Origin of the sequence: Erythrobacter oryzae (genome assembly GCF_030271515.1) — a bacterium.
In the GTDB taxonomy this organism is placed as follows: domain Bacteria; phylum Pseudomonadota; class Alphaproteobacteria; order Sphingomonadales; family Sphingomonadaceae; genus Erythrobacter; species Erythrobacter oryzae.
In genome coordinates, this window is the sequence record NZ_JASCXI010000001.1 from 398,906 (window position 1) to 412,436 (window position 13,531).

At 67.0% G+C, this 13,531-nt stretch carries 17 protein-coding genes; 8 read left to right on the forward strand and 9 right to left on the reverse strand.

Features of this window, described 5'->3' with window-relative positions; genetic code table 11:
- Window positions 1-7: 7 nt before the first annotated feature.
- The gene (gene dnaJ / locus PFX90_RS01980) at window positions 8-1,150 is read right to left on the reverse strand and encodes a molecular chaperone DnaJ (protein WP_285709937.1); all 1,143 of its coding nucleotides are present in this window, start codon (window positions 1,148-1,150) and stop codon (window positions 8-10) included.
- 91 nt (window positions 1,151-1,241) lie between these two features.
- Complete coding sequence (gene dnaK / locus PFX90_RS01985) at window positions 1,242-3,161, reverse strand: molecular chaperone DnaK (RefSeq protein ID WP_285709939.1); 1,920 nt, start codon at window positions 3,159-3,161, stop codon at window positions 1,242-1,244.
- Window positions 3,162-3,328: 167 nt separating this feature from the next.
- On the opposite strand from dnaK, the gene PFX90_RS01990 reads away from it, so the two are divergent.
- The 3 genes from PFX90_RS01990 (at window position 3,329) to PFX90_RS02000 (ending at window position 4,898) form a co-directional block, all read left to right on the forward strand.
- Window positions 3,329-3,808: a copper chaperone PCu(A)C gene (locus tag PFX90_RS01990; protein WP_285709942.1), complete on the forward strand. Its 480-nt coding sequence runs from the start codon at window positions 3,329-3,331 to the stop codon at window positions 3,806-3,808.
- A gap of 65 nt (window positions 3,809-3,873) precedes the next feature.
- Complete coding sequence (locus PFX90_RS01995) at window positions 3,874-4,329, forward strand: vgr related protein (protein WP_285711228.1); 456 nt, start codon at window positions 3,874-3,876, stop codon at window positions 4,327-4,329.
- Window positions 4,326-4,898 (forward strand): hypothetical protein, encoded by a 573-nt coding sequence (locus tag PFX90_RS02000; protein WP_285709945.1) that lies wholly within the window; start codon window positions 4,326-4,328, stop codon window positions 4,896-4,898. The genes PFX90_RS01995 and PFX90_RS02000 overlap by 4 nt, the downstream gene beginning before the upstream one ends.
- A gap of 12 nt (window positions 4,899-4,910) precedes the next feature.
- Here PFX90_RS02000 and PFX90_RS02005 read toward each other — a convergent pair whose 3' ends face one another.
- On the reverse strand, window positions 4,911-5,183 hold the full coding sequence (locus PFX90_RS02005; protein WP_285709947.1) for a glycine zipper family protein: 273 nt from the start codon (window positions 5,181-5,183) through the stop codon (window positions 4,911-4,913).
- 171 nt (window positions 5,184-5,354) lie between these two features.
- Here PFX90_RS02005 and PFX90_RS02010 point away from each other — a divergent pair, with 171 nt between their 5' ends.
- A complete protein-coding gene (locus PFX90_RS02010; RefSeq protein ID WP_285709949.1) occupies window positions 5,355-5,756 on the forward strand; it encodes a hypothetical protein in 402 nt (133 codons plus the stop codon).
- Here the strand turns inward: PFX90_RS02010 and PFX90_RS02015 are convergent.
- On the reverse strand, window positions 5,753-6,322 hold the full coding sequence (locus tag PFX90_RS02015; RefSeq protein ID WP_285709951.1) for a nucleotide exchange factor GrpE: 570 nt from the start codon (window positions 6,320-6,322) through the stop codon (window positions 5,753-5,755). The two genes, PFX90_RS02010 and PFX90_RS02015, sit on opposite strands and share 4 nt — an antisense overlap.
- Before the next feature lie 17 nt (window positions 6,323-6,339).
- Complete coding sequence (hrcA, locus tag PFX90_RS02020) at window positions 6,340-7,383, reverse strand: heat-inducible transcriptional repressor HrcA (protein ID WP_285709953.1); 1,044 nt, start codon at window positions 7,381-7,383, stop codon at window positions 6,340-6,342.
- A gap of 77 nt (window positions 7,384-7,460) precedes the next feature.
- Between hrcA and rph the strand changes: the two genes are divergently transcribed.
- Window positions 7,461-8,174 carry a ribonuclease PH gene (gene rph, locus PFX90_RS02025; RefSeq protein WP_285709955.1) on the forward strand — a complete coding sequence of 238 codons (714 nt, stop codon included), beginning with the start codon at window positions 7,461-7,463 and terminating at the stop codon, window positions 8,172-8,174.
- Window positions 8,171-8,797: an RdgB/HAM1 family non-canonical purine NTP pyrophosphatase gene (rdgB, locus tag PFX90_RS02030; RefSeq protein ID WP_285709958.1), complete on the forward strand. Its 627-nt coding sequence runs from the start codon at window positions 8,171-8,173 to the stop codon at window positions 8,795-8,797. The genes rph and rdgB overlap by 4 nt, the downstream gene beginning before the upstream one ends.
- Before the next feature lie 4 nt (window positions 8,798-8,801).
- On the opposite strand, the gene PFX90_RS02035 is transcribed toward rdgB, so the two are convergent.
- Window positions 8,802-9,359, reverse strand: a complete 558-nt coding sequence (locus PFX90_RS02035) for a CAP domain-containing protein (protein ID WP_285709960.1) — start codon at window positions 9,357-9,359, stop codon at window positions 8,802-8,804.
- 49 nt (window positions 9,360-9,408) lie between these two features.
- Here PFX90_RS02035 and hemW point away from each other — a divergent pair, with 49 nt between their 5' ends.
- Entirely contained in the window at window positions 9,409-10,560 is a 1,152-nt protein-coding gene (gene hemW, locus PFX90_RS02040) for a radical SAM family heme chaperone HemW (protein WP_285709963.1), read from the forward strand.
- Complete coding sequence (locus PFX90_RS02045; RefSeq protein ID WP_285709966.1) at window positions 10,557-11,447, forward strand: tyrosine recombinase XerC; 891 nt, start codon at window positions 10,557-10,559, stop codon at window positions 11,445-11,447. Before hemW ends, PFX90_RS02045 begins: the two co-directional genes overlap by 4 nt.
- A gap of 1 nt (window position 11,448) precedes the next feature.
- Here PFX90_RS02045 and PFX90_RS02050 read toward each other — a convergent pair whose 3' ends face one another.
- The 3 genes from PFX90_RS02050 to gshB form a co-directional block, all read right to left on the reverse strand.
- Window positions 11,449-12,066, reverse strand: a complete 618-nt coding sequence (locus PFX90_RS02050; protein WP_285709969.1) for a DedA family protein — start codon at window positions 12,064-12,066, stop codon at window positions 11,449-11,451.
- Between the two features lie 61 nt (window positions 12,067-12,127).
- The gene (locus PFX90_RS02055) at window positions 12,128-12,517 is read right to left on the reverse strand and encodes a limonene-1,2-epoxide hydrolase family protein (protein ID WP_285709972.1); all 390 of its coding nucleotides are present in this window, start codon (window positions 12,515-12,517) and stop codon (window positions 12,128-12,130) included.
- A 40-nt stretch (window positions 12,518-12,557) separates the two neighbouring features.
- Complete coding sequence (gene gshB / locus PFX90_RS02060) at window positions 12,558-13,523, reverse strand: glutathione synthase (protein ID WP_285709974.1); 966 nt, start codon at window positions 13,521-13,523, stop codon at window positions 12,558-12,560.
- Window positions 13,524-13,531: the final 8 nt, after the last annotated feature.

A 13,531-nucleotide genomic window follows, 5' to 3' on the forward strand; every position in this document is an offset into this window, starting at 1 on the left:
GCGCCCCTCAGCCGCCGAAGGCGTCCTTCAGTTTGGCGAAGAAGCTGCGGCTTTCGGGGCATTCGTCACCCGTTTCGGTCGCCTTGAATTCCTCGAGGATTTCCTTCTGGCGGCGCGAGAGCTTGGTCGGCGTCTCGACCACGATCTCGACCACCATGTCGCCCCGCCCGCGGCCTTGCAGCACCGGCATGCCTGCACCGCGGATGCGCAGTTGCTTGCCCGACTGGATGCCGGCGGGGATGTCGAGCCGGTTGGTCGAGCCGTCGAGGTCCGGGATTTCGACACAGCCGCCCAGCGCTGCGGTGGTGAAGCTGACCGGCACGCGGGTCGCGAGCGTCGTGCCCTCGCGCTCGAACACGGAATGCGGCTTCACGTGGAGGAAGATGTAGAGATCGCCCGGCGGCGCGCCGCGCTGGCCGGCTTCGCCCTTGCCCGAGAGGCGGATGCGGGTGCCAGTGTCGACGCCTGCGGGGATATCGACCTTGAGGGTCTGCGGCTTGTCCACCCGGCCCTCCCCCCGGCACACGCGGCAGGGGTTCTCGATCACCGTGCCGCGCCCGTTGCAGGTGGGGCACGGGCGCTCGATCACGAACAGGCCCTGCTTGGCGCGCACGCTCCCCATTCCGTGGCACAGGTTGCACTGGCGTTCGGAGGTGCCGGGCGTCGCCCCGCTGCCGTCGCAGGTATCGCAGGACTGCGAGACCTCGATCTCGATCTCGGTCGATTTGCCGGTGAAGGCTTCCTCGAGACTGACCTGCATGTCGTAGCGCAGGTCCGCGCCGCGGCGGGTCTGCTGGCGCTGCTGGCCGCCGCCGAAGGCGCTGCCGAAGATCGTCTCGAAGATGTCTCCGATATCGGCAAAGCCGTCCGCGCCGCGCCCGCCGAAGGGGCCGCCACCGCCGCCGCCGTTCATGCCCTGGGTGAAAGCTTCGTGGCCGTAGCGGTCATAGGCCGCGCGCTTCTGCGGGTCCTTGAGGCAGTCGTATGCCTCGTTGATCGCCTTGAACTTGGCTTCCGCGCTGGAGTCCCCCGGATTGCGGTCCGGGTGGAACTTCATCGCGAGCTTGCGGTAGGCGCTCTTCAAGGTCGCCCCGTCGCAATCGCGAGAGACTTCGAGCGTGGCGTAGTAATCGAGCTGGGCGCTGGACATGTGGCTGACCTATTCCCCGTGACCACCTCCCGCCGCCGCGCCGGACACGAAATCCGGTCGCTGCGGCAGGACAATGGGTTGCATCGGGGCCTTAGCCCTTCTTGTCTTCGTCGACCTCGGAGAACTCGGCGTCGACGACATCTTCGGCCGGGGCTTCTTCGGCGGCAGCAGCCTCGCCCTCGGGGCCGGCGGACTGCTGGGCTTCGTAGATCTGCTGGCCCATCTTCATCGCGCTCTGCGTGAGCGCCTGCGCCTTGGCATTGATGTCATCGGCATCGCCGCCTTCGAGCGCAGTCTTCACGGCAGCGATGGCTTCCTCGACCTCGGTCTTGGTCGCGGCATCGATCTTGGCACCATGCTCTTCGAGCTGCTTTTCGGTCGCGTGGACGAGGCTGTCGGCCTGGTTGCGCGCTTCTGCGGCCGCCCGGCGCTTCTTGTCTTCTTCCGCGAACTTCTCGGCGTCCTTCACCATCTGGTCGATGTCAGCGTCGCTGAGACCGCCCGAGGCCTGGATCTTGATCGTCTGCTCCTTGCCGGTGCCCTTGTCCTTGGCCGCAACCGAGACGATGCCGTTGGCGTCAATATCGAAGGTCACTTCGATCTGCGGCACGCCGCGCGGCGCGGGGGGAATGCCGATCAGGTCGAAATTGCCGAGCAGCTTGTTGTCCGCCGCCATCTCGCGCTCGCCCTGATAGACCTTAATCGTCACCGCGTTCTGGTTGTCCTCGGCGGTCGAGTAGGTCTGGGTCTTCTTGGTCGGGATGGTGGTGTTGCGGTCGATCATGCGGGTGAACACGCCGCCGAGCGTCTCGATGCCGAGGCTGAGCGGGGTCACGTCGAGCAGCAGCACGTCCTTGACGTCGCCCTGCAGCACGCCCGCCTGAATGGCCGCGCCCATGGCGACGACTTCATCCGGGTTCACGCCGGTGTGCGGCTTGGCGCCGAAGAACTGCTCCACGACCTCGCGCACCTTGGGCATGCGGGTCATGCCGCCGACGAGGATCACCTCGTCGACCTGATCCTTGCTGATGCCCGCATCTGCCAGCGCCTTCTTGCACGGCTCGAGCGTGCGCTGGATCAGAGCGTCGACCATCTTTTCGAGGTCGGCGCGGGTGATCGTTTCCACGAGGTGCAGCGGGGTGGTGGTGCCGCCTTCCATGCGCGCGGTGATGAAGGGCAGGTTGATTTCGGTGGTCGCCGCGCTCGACAGCTCGATCTTGGCCTTTTCGGCGGCCTCCTTGAGGCGCTGGAGCGCGAGCTTGTCGGTCTTGAGGTCCATCGATTCCTTCTTCTTGAAGGAATCGGCAAGGAACTCGACGATCGCATTGTCGAAGTCTTCGCCGCCGAGGAAGGTGTCGCCGTTGGTCGACTTCACTTCGAACACGCCGTCACCGATCTCGAGGATCGAGACGTCGAAGGTGCCGCCGCCAAGGTCGTAGACGGCGATGGTCTTGCCGTCTTCCTTGTCCATGCCATAGGCGAGCGCCGCGGCGGTCGGCTCGTTGATGATGCGCAGCACTTCAAGGCCGGCGATCTGGCCGGCGTCCTTGGTGGCCTGACGCTGGGCGTCGTTGAAATAGGCGGGCACGGTGATGACGGCCTGCGTCACGCTCTCGCCGAGATAGCTCTCGGCGGTTTCCTTCATCTTCTGGAGGATGAAGGCCGAAACCTGCGAGGGGCTGTAATCTTCGCCGCCCGCGTTGACCCACGCGTCGCCGTTCTTGCCCTTGACGATCTTGTAGGGGACGAGACCCATGTCCTTCTTGGTCAGCGGGTCCTCGAACCGGCGGCCGATGAGGCGCTTGATCGCGAAGAGGGTGTTGTCGGGGTTGGTGACCGCCTGGCGCTTGGCAGGCTGGCCGATCAGGCGCTGGCCATCCTTGGTGAAAGCGACGATCGAAGGCGTGGTGCGCGCGCCTTCCGAATTTTCGATGACCTTGGGCTTGCCGCCGTCCATCACTGCGACGCAGGAGTTGGTGGTGCCGAGGTCGATACCGATTACTTTACCCATTGTTTCCCCATCCATAAGGACAATTGTTGGACACCGCTGCCGTCGGCTTCCCGGTTGTCGGCAAAGCACCTTGGCGGCTCGTTTGTGACGGCGATATAGGTGTGCTTTCGCTTGGCACAAGAGAGCCGCGCTTCTAGATTTGGCTCGTCCACACAGGAGACATTCGCGTGAAATCCTTGCCTAACGCCGCGGCGGCGGTGCTGATGCTTGTCATGCTCTCCGCCTGCGCGCCCGATGCCGATGCGCCGCCGAGCGATGCGGCGACCGCCGCCGCGGGCGCGGGGCTCGCCGTCAGCAATGCGCGCCTTGTCCTGCCGCCGGTCGCGGGCAATCCGGCAGCGGTCTATTTCGACCTTTCCTACAGCGGTGCGCCGGGCGTATCGCTCGAGAGCGTCACGGTGGAGGGCGCCGGGATGACGATGATGCACGACTATGCCGAAAGCGCGGGCAAGATGCAGATGGTGATGACGGATTCGGTGCCGCTCAGCACGCCGGTGAGCTTCGCGCCGGGCGGGCTTCACGTGATGGCGATGGAGCCGGGCGCGGCGCTCACCGCGGGCAGCACCGCCAAGGTCACACTCACCCTCTCCGATGGCACCAGCGTCACAGTCGATGTCCCCGTGCGCGCCGCGGGGGACGAGCGCTGACCAACGCGCCGACCGTCAGCGAGAGCAGCCCGCTCCCCGCCTGTCCGGTCGGCGCCGCACGCCCGCTGACGTCGGGGGAGATTGCACTTGCCCGTTCGGTTTTCGGCGATGCGATCGACTATGCCCCAGTCACGGTGATCCGCCGCAAATTCTTCCCGCTGCAACCGCGCGGCGTGACGATGGCGCCGATGGGCAGCCTCCATTTCCACCCCGCCGCCCCGCATTATTGCGACGACTTCGCCTCCGCCTCGCTGGCGCAGCAGGGCCATTTCATCCACGAGATGACCCATGTGTGGCAGGCGCAGACCCTCGGCCGGTGGTATCTCGTGCTACGCCGCCATCCGTGGTGCCGCTATGACTATACCCTGAAACCGGGCTGGAGCCTCGCGCAATACGGGCTCGAGCAGCAGGCCGAGATCGTGCGCCACGCCTTCTTGCTGCGCATGGGCGAGCCGGTCGCGGGGGTTGCAGACAAGGCAGCCTATGCCGCGCTGGTCGATTTTCCGGGAGCGTCGCGGTGAGCCAGTTCGAATTCGTCTTCGTCCTCTACAGCCTCGTGCTCGGCCTCTCGCTGGTCGAGCTGCTCAACGGCCTCGGCCGCACGCTCGAATTCATGCTGGGCCGCGAGGCGGGCGACCGCACATTCTCGATCGGCGTGCTGACCCCGCTGCTGGCGCTGTTCGTGATCCTCGATCTGCTCTCGTTCTGGATCTTTGCGTGGACCGTGCAGGAACATGTCGTAGCCGACCGCTTCACCGTGCTTGGCGTGCTGGTGTTCGCGAGCGCCTATTTCCTCGCCAGCAGGCTGGTGTTCCCGAGCGAGCCCGAGAATTTCACCGATCTCGACACCCATTACTTCCGCGTGCGCCGGGTGGTGTTCGCGATGCTGCTGGTGATGGTGGCGGTGCAATGGGCCTTCCTGCTGTCGATCCCCGAGATGGCCACGCGGCTGATCACGCCGACGAACGTGGGCCTGACCGGCGTCCTCATCGCCCTAATGGGGGCCGCGATGCTCGTCACCGGCAAGCGGGCGAGCATCGCGGTGCTGGGGCTGCTGATCGCGCGCTATCTGGTGATCTACCTGATATAGCGCGCGGCCGGCTCAGTTCGGGCAGCGCACCGTGTATTCGCGGCCACGCCTGTCGACGCGGTAGCAATCGCCATTGTCGCGCTTCTTGATGAGCGTGCCGCCTGCCCCGCCAACGGCAGCGCCCACGGCGGCGCCGGTGCCAATATCGCCGCCAGTGACGGCGCCGACGGCCGCACCGGCAGCCGCCCCGAGGCCTGCACCTTCGACGGCGTAATTGTCGGCGCAGGCAGTGAGCGAAAGCGCGGCAGCCGCGCCAAGTAGGATCGGGGAAATGCGATAGGTCATGGGTTCTCTCCGGAGCATCGGGTTGATGCGGGGGCCTATCGCGACAGCAACGTCCATGTTCCGCACCCTGCCGCGCGTCCGGGTGAACGCGGCGCAAGGCGTGCCGCGCGTGCGGCAACCGAAGTTTCAGAGAGTCGTGCTAGACCATGACGCGAGAGGAACAGTGCCGCCATGGACCGATTTGCCCGCACCATCGAGTTTGCCAGCTCGCACTTCCCGCGCCACCAGCGCGACGCGGAGCTCGCCAATGCGCTGTACATGCATGGCTTCGCTCTTGCTGCTCATATAGGTGAAGCGCTCGGCGAGCGTGGCACTACGGTCAGTGCCTATATCGCCGAGGACTGGGGCTGGTATTGCGAGATCCGCCACCAGACATTTGCTCTGGCCTACGGTGTGGTAGCCGAATTCGATGAGGACGCGTTCCTGATCCAGTTCATCCCGGACAAGCCCTACGTGCGAAAGCTTTTCCGCAAGATCGACATCTCAGAGCCGCTCGCGCGGTTGCAGGACGACGTCTTCGCCATCCTGCAAGCCGCGCCCTCGAGCAGCCCGCCGGTGTGGAGCGAGGCCTAGTCCGGCTTCTTCGCCACCGCCACCATGGCGGCGCGCAGCAGGCGGTCCTTGATCATCCACCCGGCCTGCATTTCCGAGACGATCGTCCCCGGCTCGTGATCGGCGCTCGGCACTTCGATCATCGCCTGATGCTGGTTGGGGTCGAGCGGCAGACCGACCGCGGCGATACGGGTGATGCCGTTGGCGGCGAACACCTTCTCGAGCTCGCGCTGGGTGGCTTCGAGACCGAACACGAGGCCCTTCATGCTCTCGTCATCGCGCAAGGATTGCGGGATGGCCTCGATCGCGCGCGACAGGTTGTCGGCGACCGAGAGAATGTCGCGAGCAAAGCCGGTCGCGGCATAGGCGCGCGCTTCGTCCTTCTCGCGCTCGAGGCGGCGGCGCACGTTCTGCGTCTCGGCCTGGGCGTAGAGCACTTCCTGCTTTGCCGCCTCGAGATCGCGCTTGAGCGATTCGAGCGCTTCGGCGAGCGGCGCGGCGTCATCGCCGCCCTCGCGCAGGTGTTCGGGCACACCCTTCAATTCGTCTTCCGCCGCCTGGTCCAGCGGCGTGTCGTTCTCGGTCATGTCGTATGGCTTCCCATTCAAGCGATCAGCTTGCCCAGCGATCGGGCGGTGAGGTCCACCATGGGGACAACCCGCGCATAATTCAACCGCGTGGGGCCGATCACGCCCAGCACGCCGACCACGCGGCCCTCGCGATCACGATAGGGCGAGGCGATGACGCTGGAGCCCGAGAGCGCAAAGAGGCGGTTCTCCGAGCCGATGAAAATGCGGGTGGCGTCGGCCTCGCGCGCCGAATCGAGCAGCTGGGCGACCGACTGCTTGTTCTCGAGGTCTTCCAAGAGGCTGCGCACCCGCTCGATATCGCCCAATGCCGCCTCGTCGAGCAGGTTTGCCGCGCCGCGCACGATCAGCACAGGGCGTGCGGCGGCATCCTCGCTCCACACTGCAAGGCCGCGCTCGACCAGATCGCGCGAGGCATCGTCGAGCTGGGTCTCGCCCGCGGAAATCTCCGTCCGCATCGCCAGCGCCGCCTCGGCCAGCGTGCGGCCAGCAAGGCGTGCGGTGATGTAGTTGGACGCACGGTCGAGCACGCCCGGGCTCAGCGCACCGCCGATGGTGAGCACGCGGTTCTCGACCCCGCCATCTTCGCCCACAAGCACCGCGAGTGCCCTGCCCTGCCCGAGATCGACGAGGGAGAATTGCGCCAACCGCTGCTCGCGCGGGGCCACCAGCACCATCCCCGCCGCGCCCGACAGGTCGGAGAGAATCGCGCTGGCCTGCTTCAGCGCCGCCTCGACCGGCCCCGCCTCTGCCAAACGCGCTTCGATCGCGGCTTGCTCTTGCGCGGTCGGCTCGGCCACGCGCATCATCCCGTCGACGAATATACGCAGGCCCGCATCGGTCGGCATCCGCCCCGCGCTGGTATGCGGCGCGGCCAGAAGCCCGGCAGTCTCGAGGTCCGCCAGCACGCTGCGGATCGAAGCGGGCGAGAGGTTCAGCGTCCCGTCCGCGGCCAGCGTTTTCGAACCCACCGGCTGCCCGCTGGCGATGTATTCCTCGACCACGCGCTGGAAAATGTCGCGCGCGCGCTGGGTCAGTTCGGTGACGGGAAGCGAGGCCATGGGCCAATCTTAGTCTTTGCGCTTGCCGCGACAAGTGGGGCGAGCCTAAGGGCGCCAAGCCTCAAACGGAGTTTTCCATGCGCCCTTCAGGACGCGCGCCCGATGAAATGCGCGCCATCACCATCGAGACCGGTTTCACCAAGCACGCCGAGGGCTCCTGCCTGATCGGCTTTGGCGATACCAAGGTGCTGTGCACCGCGAGCGTCGAGAAGGGCGTGCCGCCGTGGCTGCGCGGCAAGGGCGAAGGCTGGGTGACCGGCGAATACTCGATGCTCCCGCGCGCCACTCACACCCGCGGCGCACGCGAGGCGGCCAAGGGCAAGCAATCGGGCCGCACGCAGGAAATCCAGCGCCTGATCGGGCGGTCTTTGCGCGCTGTGGTCGACCTGCAAAAGCTGGGCGAGCGGCAGATCACCTTGGATTGCGACGTGATTCAGGCCGACGGCGGCACGCGCACCGCGTCGATCTCGGGCGCGTGGATTGCACTCAGGCTTGCGATCAACGGGCTGATGGCATCGGGCGATATCAAGCACGATCCGATTCAAGCGCAGGTCGCGGGGATTTCCTGCGGCATCTATAAGGGTACGCCGGTGCTCGACCTCGATTATGACGAGGATTCGAACGCGGAAGCCGATGGCAATTTCGTGCTGCTGTCAGGCGGCAAGATCGCCGAGGTGCAGGCGACGGCCGAGGGCGCGACCTATGACGAGGAAGCGCTGCTGCGCCTCCTGCGCCTCGCCCGCATCGGCTGCGACCGGATCTTTGCGGCGCAACTGGACGCGGTGAAGTGACCAGAAGGCTTGGCTCCGGCAGCCTTGTGATTGCCACGCATAATGCGGGCAAGCTCAAGGAAATCTCGGCGCTGCTCGATCCCTATGGGGTGCGCTGCATCTCAGCCGGATCGCTCGGCCTGCCCGAGCCTGCCGAAACCGGCGTCACCTTCGCGCAGAACGCACTCATCAAGGCGCGCGCGGCGGCGGAGGCTTCGGGGCTGGCGGCACTGGCTGACGACAGTGGTTTGAGCGTCGCCGCGCTCGATGGCCGCCCCGGCGTCTACACCGCCGACTGGGCCGAGCGGCAGTGGTTCGAGGGCGCTCCCGGGCGCGACTGGTACATGGCGATGGGCAAGGTCGAAGGCATGCTCGCCGAGAAGGGCGAAGGGGTCGACCGCTCGGCGGCTTTCCACTGCGTCCTCGCGATCGCTTGGCCGGACGGCGAACACGCGATCTACGAGGGCCGCTGCAACGGCGCGCTGACCTGGCCGCCACGCGGGCTAATGGGCTTCGGCTATGATCCGGTCTTCGTGCCGACGGGAAGCGCGCTGACCTTCGCCGAGATCCCGCCTGAGGAAAAGCACGCCGTCAGCCACCGCGCCGACGCCTTCGCGAAGCTCGTCGCCGAGCAATTCGGCTGACGTCTTAGCGACGCGTCAGATGGCGGCCGGGATCGAGCCGGTAGCCCATCACGTTGCCTGCCGGCCAGTAACGGCACACCAGCACCTCGTGGCTCGCATTGAGCGCGGTGGCGCAGCCGACTTCCTGCGTCTCGGGCCAGATGATCTGGGTGTAGTGGCCGACATCGCTCCACCGGCCGGTGCGCGAGACATCGGGGAAGACGCCGGGACGGAAGGCAGCGCGTTCAGCGAGGAAGCCGTCGATCATCTGCCACGGGGCGTAGCGCTCGCGGGTGCCCATCCAAAGGTTCTCGCCCTGCCCCTCCCGCATCAGGTCGGGCGAGTGGTGGAAGGCGCGGCGGGCGGCGAGGTTCTCGGCCCATTCGCGGGCGTCGCGGCGCAGATCGTGGTTCCAGCGCAGCGGCGGCAGGCCAACCGCGGCGCGCGCCTCGTTGTGCTCGGAGAGCCATTCCTGCTCGGCCGGGAACAGCGGGCGCTGCGCGTCGCGGGCGTCCTGCGGCAAAGCGGGCGCCGCCGGGGCGGCAGCAAGCAGCATGGCACACAGGAGACGGGACAAGCGCATGGCTTCCGGTCTATGGCCAACTGGTTAATTGCGACTGAAGACGAGGACCGTGGCCCGCGCGCTCTACATCCACTGGCCGTTCTGCGCCAAGAAGTGCCCCTATTGCGACTTCAACTCGCATGTCCGCGAGGGGGTGGATGTCGCCGCGTGGCAGGCCGCGCTGATCGCCGATCTGCGCGCCGAGGCGGCGGTGGCGGGCGGAGAGAGCCTGACCTCGGTCTTCTTCGGTGGCGGAACGCCCTCGCTGATGCCCCCTGCCCTCGTCGCCGCGCTGCTGGCCGAGGCAGAGGTGCTGTGGGGCTTTGCCGAGGGAATCGAGATCACGCTCGAGGCCAATCCCTCCTCGGTCGAGGCGGCGAATTTCGCAGCGCTGGCGGACGCGGGGATCAATCGCGTGTCGCTCGGGGTGCAGTCGCTCGACGATGCCGAACTGCGCTTTCTCGGGCGGCTGCACGGCGCTGAAGAGGCCTTGCGCGCGCTGGAGACTGCGCAGACGCATTTCGCGCGGGTAAGCTTCGACATGATCTACGCCCTGCCTGGTCATACGCCCGAATTGTGGGAAGCGCGTCTCGCCCGCGCGCTTGGGTTGGGGACGGGGCATATGTCGCTCTACCAGCTGACCATCGAGCCCGGCACGCGCTTTGCGAGCGACGTGCGGCGCGGGCGTCTGGTGCCGCTCGACGATGACGCGGCGGCCGAACTGTTCGACCTGACACAGGCGCTGACGGGGGCGGCCGGACTCCCCGCCTACGAGACCAGCAACCATGCCCGCTCTGGCGAAGAGAGCCGCCACAATCTCGCCTATTGGCGCTACCAGGATTACGCCGGCATCGGCCCTGGCGCGCATGGACGGCGCGGGGCCGTGGCGACGGTGCGGCACAAGAAGCCGGAGAATTTTCTTGCGGCGGTCAGGCGGCAGGGCGACGGGATCGCCGAGGCCCGCGCTCTGGTGGTGAGCGAACAGGCGGCTGAGGCTTTACTGATGGGGCTGCGGCTGACCGAGGGCGTGGACCTTGCCGCTCTCTCGGCGCGCTTCGGCCTGCCGCGCGAGGGTTTGGTGGACGAGGGGGCCCTCGCCCGCTTGCGCGGTCTCGGGCTGCTATGGGCAAACGGCGACCGGTTCGGGGTCGCACCAGCGGGTCGCGGCGTGCTCGACGCGCTGCTGGCCGAAGTGATCGCCGACACGCTGGTGGCGGCATGAGCGCTGGCGACCTGCTCGAGGCGTGGCGCGCGCATCTCGCCGACAATCGCCGGCGCTCGCCCCATACCGTGCGCGCCTATGTCGCCGCGGCGGCTCGGTTGCTGGCGGCGCGGGGGGGCGAGGACTGGGCGGCGGTGGCCGCAACCGAAGCGCATCACTTGCGGTCTTTTCTGGCCGAGCGGCGCGGCGAAGGCCTCGGCAATGCCAGCACCGCGCGCGAATTGTCGGCGCTCAAGGCCTTCATCGCCTTTTCCCGCGCGCAGGCCGGCGACCCCGATCCCGCCGCCCCGCGTCTGCGCGGCCCGCGTCTGAAGAAGGGCCTCCCCCGCCCCGTCACCCCGGACGAGGCCGAGAACCTCGCCGATCTGGTGGACGGCCTTGCTGGCGAGGACTGGATCGGCGCGCGTGACCGGGCGGTGCTGCTCCTCCTCTACGGATCGGGCCTGCGGATCGCCGAGGCGCTCTCGCTCACCGGGCGCGATGCGAGGATGGGCGAGGTTTTGCAGGTGACCGGCAAAGGGGGCAAGCAGCGGGTTGTGCCGGTGCTGCCGATCACCCGCGCGGCGGTGGCGGAGTATGCGAAGGCCTGCCCCTGGCCCCTCACCCCGGCCGAGCCGCTGTTCCGCGGCACCAAGGGCGGGCCGCTCTCCGCCGGCATGGTCCAGCGGGCAATGGCGAACGCGCGCCGCGCGCTCGGCCTGCCCGACACGGCGACCCCGCACTCTCTCAGGCATTCCTTCGCCACGCACCTCTTGAGCGCAGGCGCGGATCTGCGCAGCCTTCAGGAATTGCTCGGCCACGCCTCCCTCGGCTCGACCCAGATCTACACCCGCGTCGATGCCGCCGCGCTGCTGGATAACTACCGCAAAGCCCACCCCCGCGGATAAGTCAGTCCTCGGCCTCGTGCGCGGATGCCGGCTTCCACGTCGCCACACGGTAGATGTAGAACACCACCCCCACGAGCACGAGCGCCAACACGCTCCAGCCCGCCACTTCCTCGAACCGCTCGACCAGCGGCGCAAGCGCGCGGCCGCCGAACAGCAGGACACCGTTCCAGATCGCCGAACCGAGGAACGTGAACAGGCAGAAACGCCACAGCTTCATGTGCGCAAGTCCAGCAGGCAGCGAGACGATGGTGCGCAGCACCGGCGAAAAGCGCACCGCGAAGACGATCCCGTCGCCATACTTGCGGAAGAAATTGCGCGCGCGGGTGAAATCGTCCCATTCGAAGGTCAGCCATCGGCCCCAGCGGCCGATGGCGCGCTTGAGCCGCGCCTCGCTCCAGCGCACCCCGATCCAGAACCAGAAAAGGTTTCCCGCAAGCGTCCCGGCGGTGGCGATGATCCAGACCAGCCAGAAGTCCATCTCTCCGCGCGCCACCAGCACGCCTGCACCGCCCATGATCACTTCGGACGGGATCGGCGGGAAGACGTTCTCGGCCGCCATCAGCAGAAAGATGCCGAGGTAGCCGCCCCGGTTGAGCAGATCGAGCAGGAAGCCGGTCATGGGGCTTGAATCAGTCCTTTCGGTCGGCTGGCTGACCCCGATCGGGCGATGCGAGCCGCCGTCAGCCGGGCGCGGGCGCCAGCTCCGGCCACTGCCGCAGCAAGGTGCCAAGGTCGAAATATTCGCGCCATACCGCAATCTTGCGCTCGCGGAAGACGAAGACGCCGGTCACCGGCAATTCGACCCATCCGCGCGGCAGACGGTGCCGGTCGAGGCGTTCGGTAAACACCGCATCGCCCTCGACCGCCGAGCGCAGCACGACAAGCTCGTTTTCGATGGTGGGTGCAAAAAACGGCTCGAGCACCGCGCGCACGCCTTCAGGCCCAATGACGCTACCCATCGGCAGGTTGGTGTATTCGCAGTCCTCGGTGAAGAAGGGCAGCGCCTTGTCGTAATCCTTGGCGGCAATCGCAGAGATGACGCGGTGGACGGTGGCGAGCTTGTCAGGCATGGGGACGCGACTCCTGTAGCATGTGCTACGGGAGGAGCTATCACCCAGCCTTCATGCCCGCAACCCGGCGCTCGATCGCGTCCCAGATCATGCCTGCCGTATCGGTGCCGTTGAAGCGGTCGATGGCGACGATGCCGGTGGGCGAGGTCACATTGATCTCGGTCAGCCAGTGTCCGCCGATGACGTCGATCCCGACGAAGGTGAGGCCGAGCCGCTTGAGGTCAGGGCCGAGCGCGGCGCAGATTTCCTGCTCGCGCGGCGTAAGCTCGGTCGGCTGCGCGGAGCCGCCCATGGCGAGGTTCGACCGGAATTCGCCCTCCCCAGGCACCCGGTTGATCGCGCCTGCGACCTCGCCGTCGACCAGCACGATCCGCTTGTCGCCCTTGGTGACCTCGGGGAGGAAGGGCTGGACCATGTGCGGCTCGGGCCAGGTCTGGTTGAACACCTCGAACAGCGCGGTGAGGTTCTCGCCGTTCTCGCCGAGGCGGAAGATCGCCTTGCCGCCGTTGCCGTGGATCGGCTTGACTACGATCGCGCCGTGCTTCGCCATGAAGCGGCGCACCTCGTCCACCGACCGCGTGACAAGCGTCGGGGGCATGAAGCGGCGGTAGTTCAGCACCATCACCTTTTCCGGGGAGTTGCGGACGTTCGCCGGGTCATTGACCACCAGCGTCTCGTGTCCGATCCGCTCGAGCAGGTGGGTGGCGGTGATGTAGCCCATGTGGAACGGTGGATCCTGCCGCATCAGCACGACATCGACATCCTTGCCGAGATCGAGACGCACCTGCTCTCCGCGCGTGAAATGGTCACCCTCGACCCGCTGCACCGTCACCGGGAAGGCGTGAGCGAAGAGGCGATCCTCCTCGTCGAGCGTCAGGCTTTCGACGTGGTATTCATAGACCGTGTAGCCGCGCGCCTGTGCCGCCAGCATCAGCGCAAAGGAGCTGTCGCCGGCGATCTTTATGCTGTCGAGGGGGTCCATCTGGACCGCAATGCGCAAACTCATGGGGAACT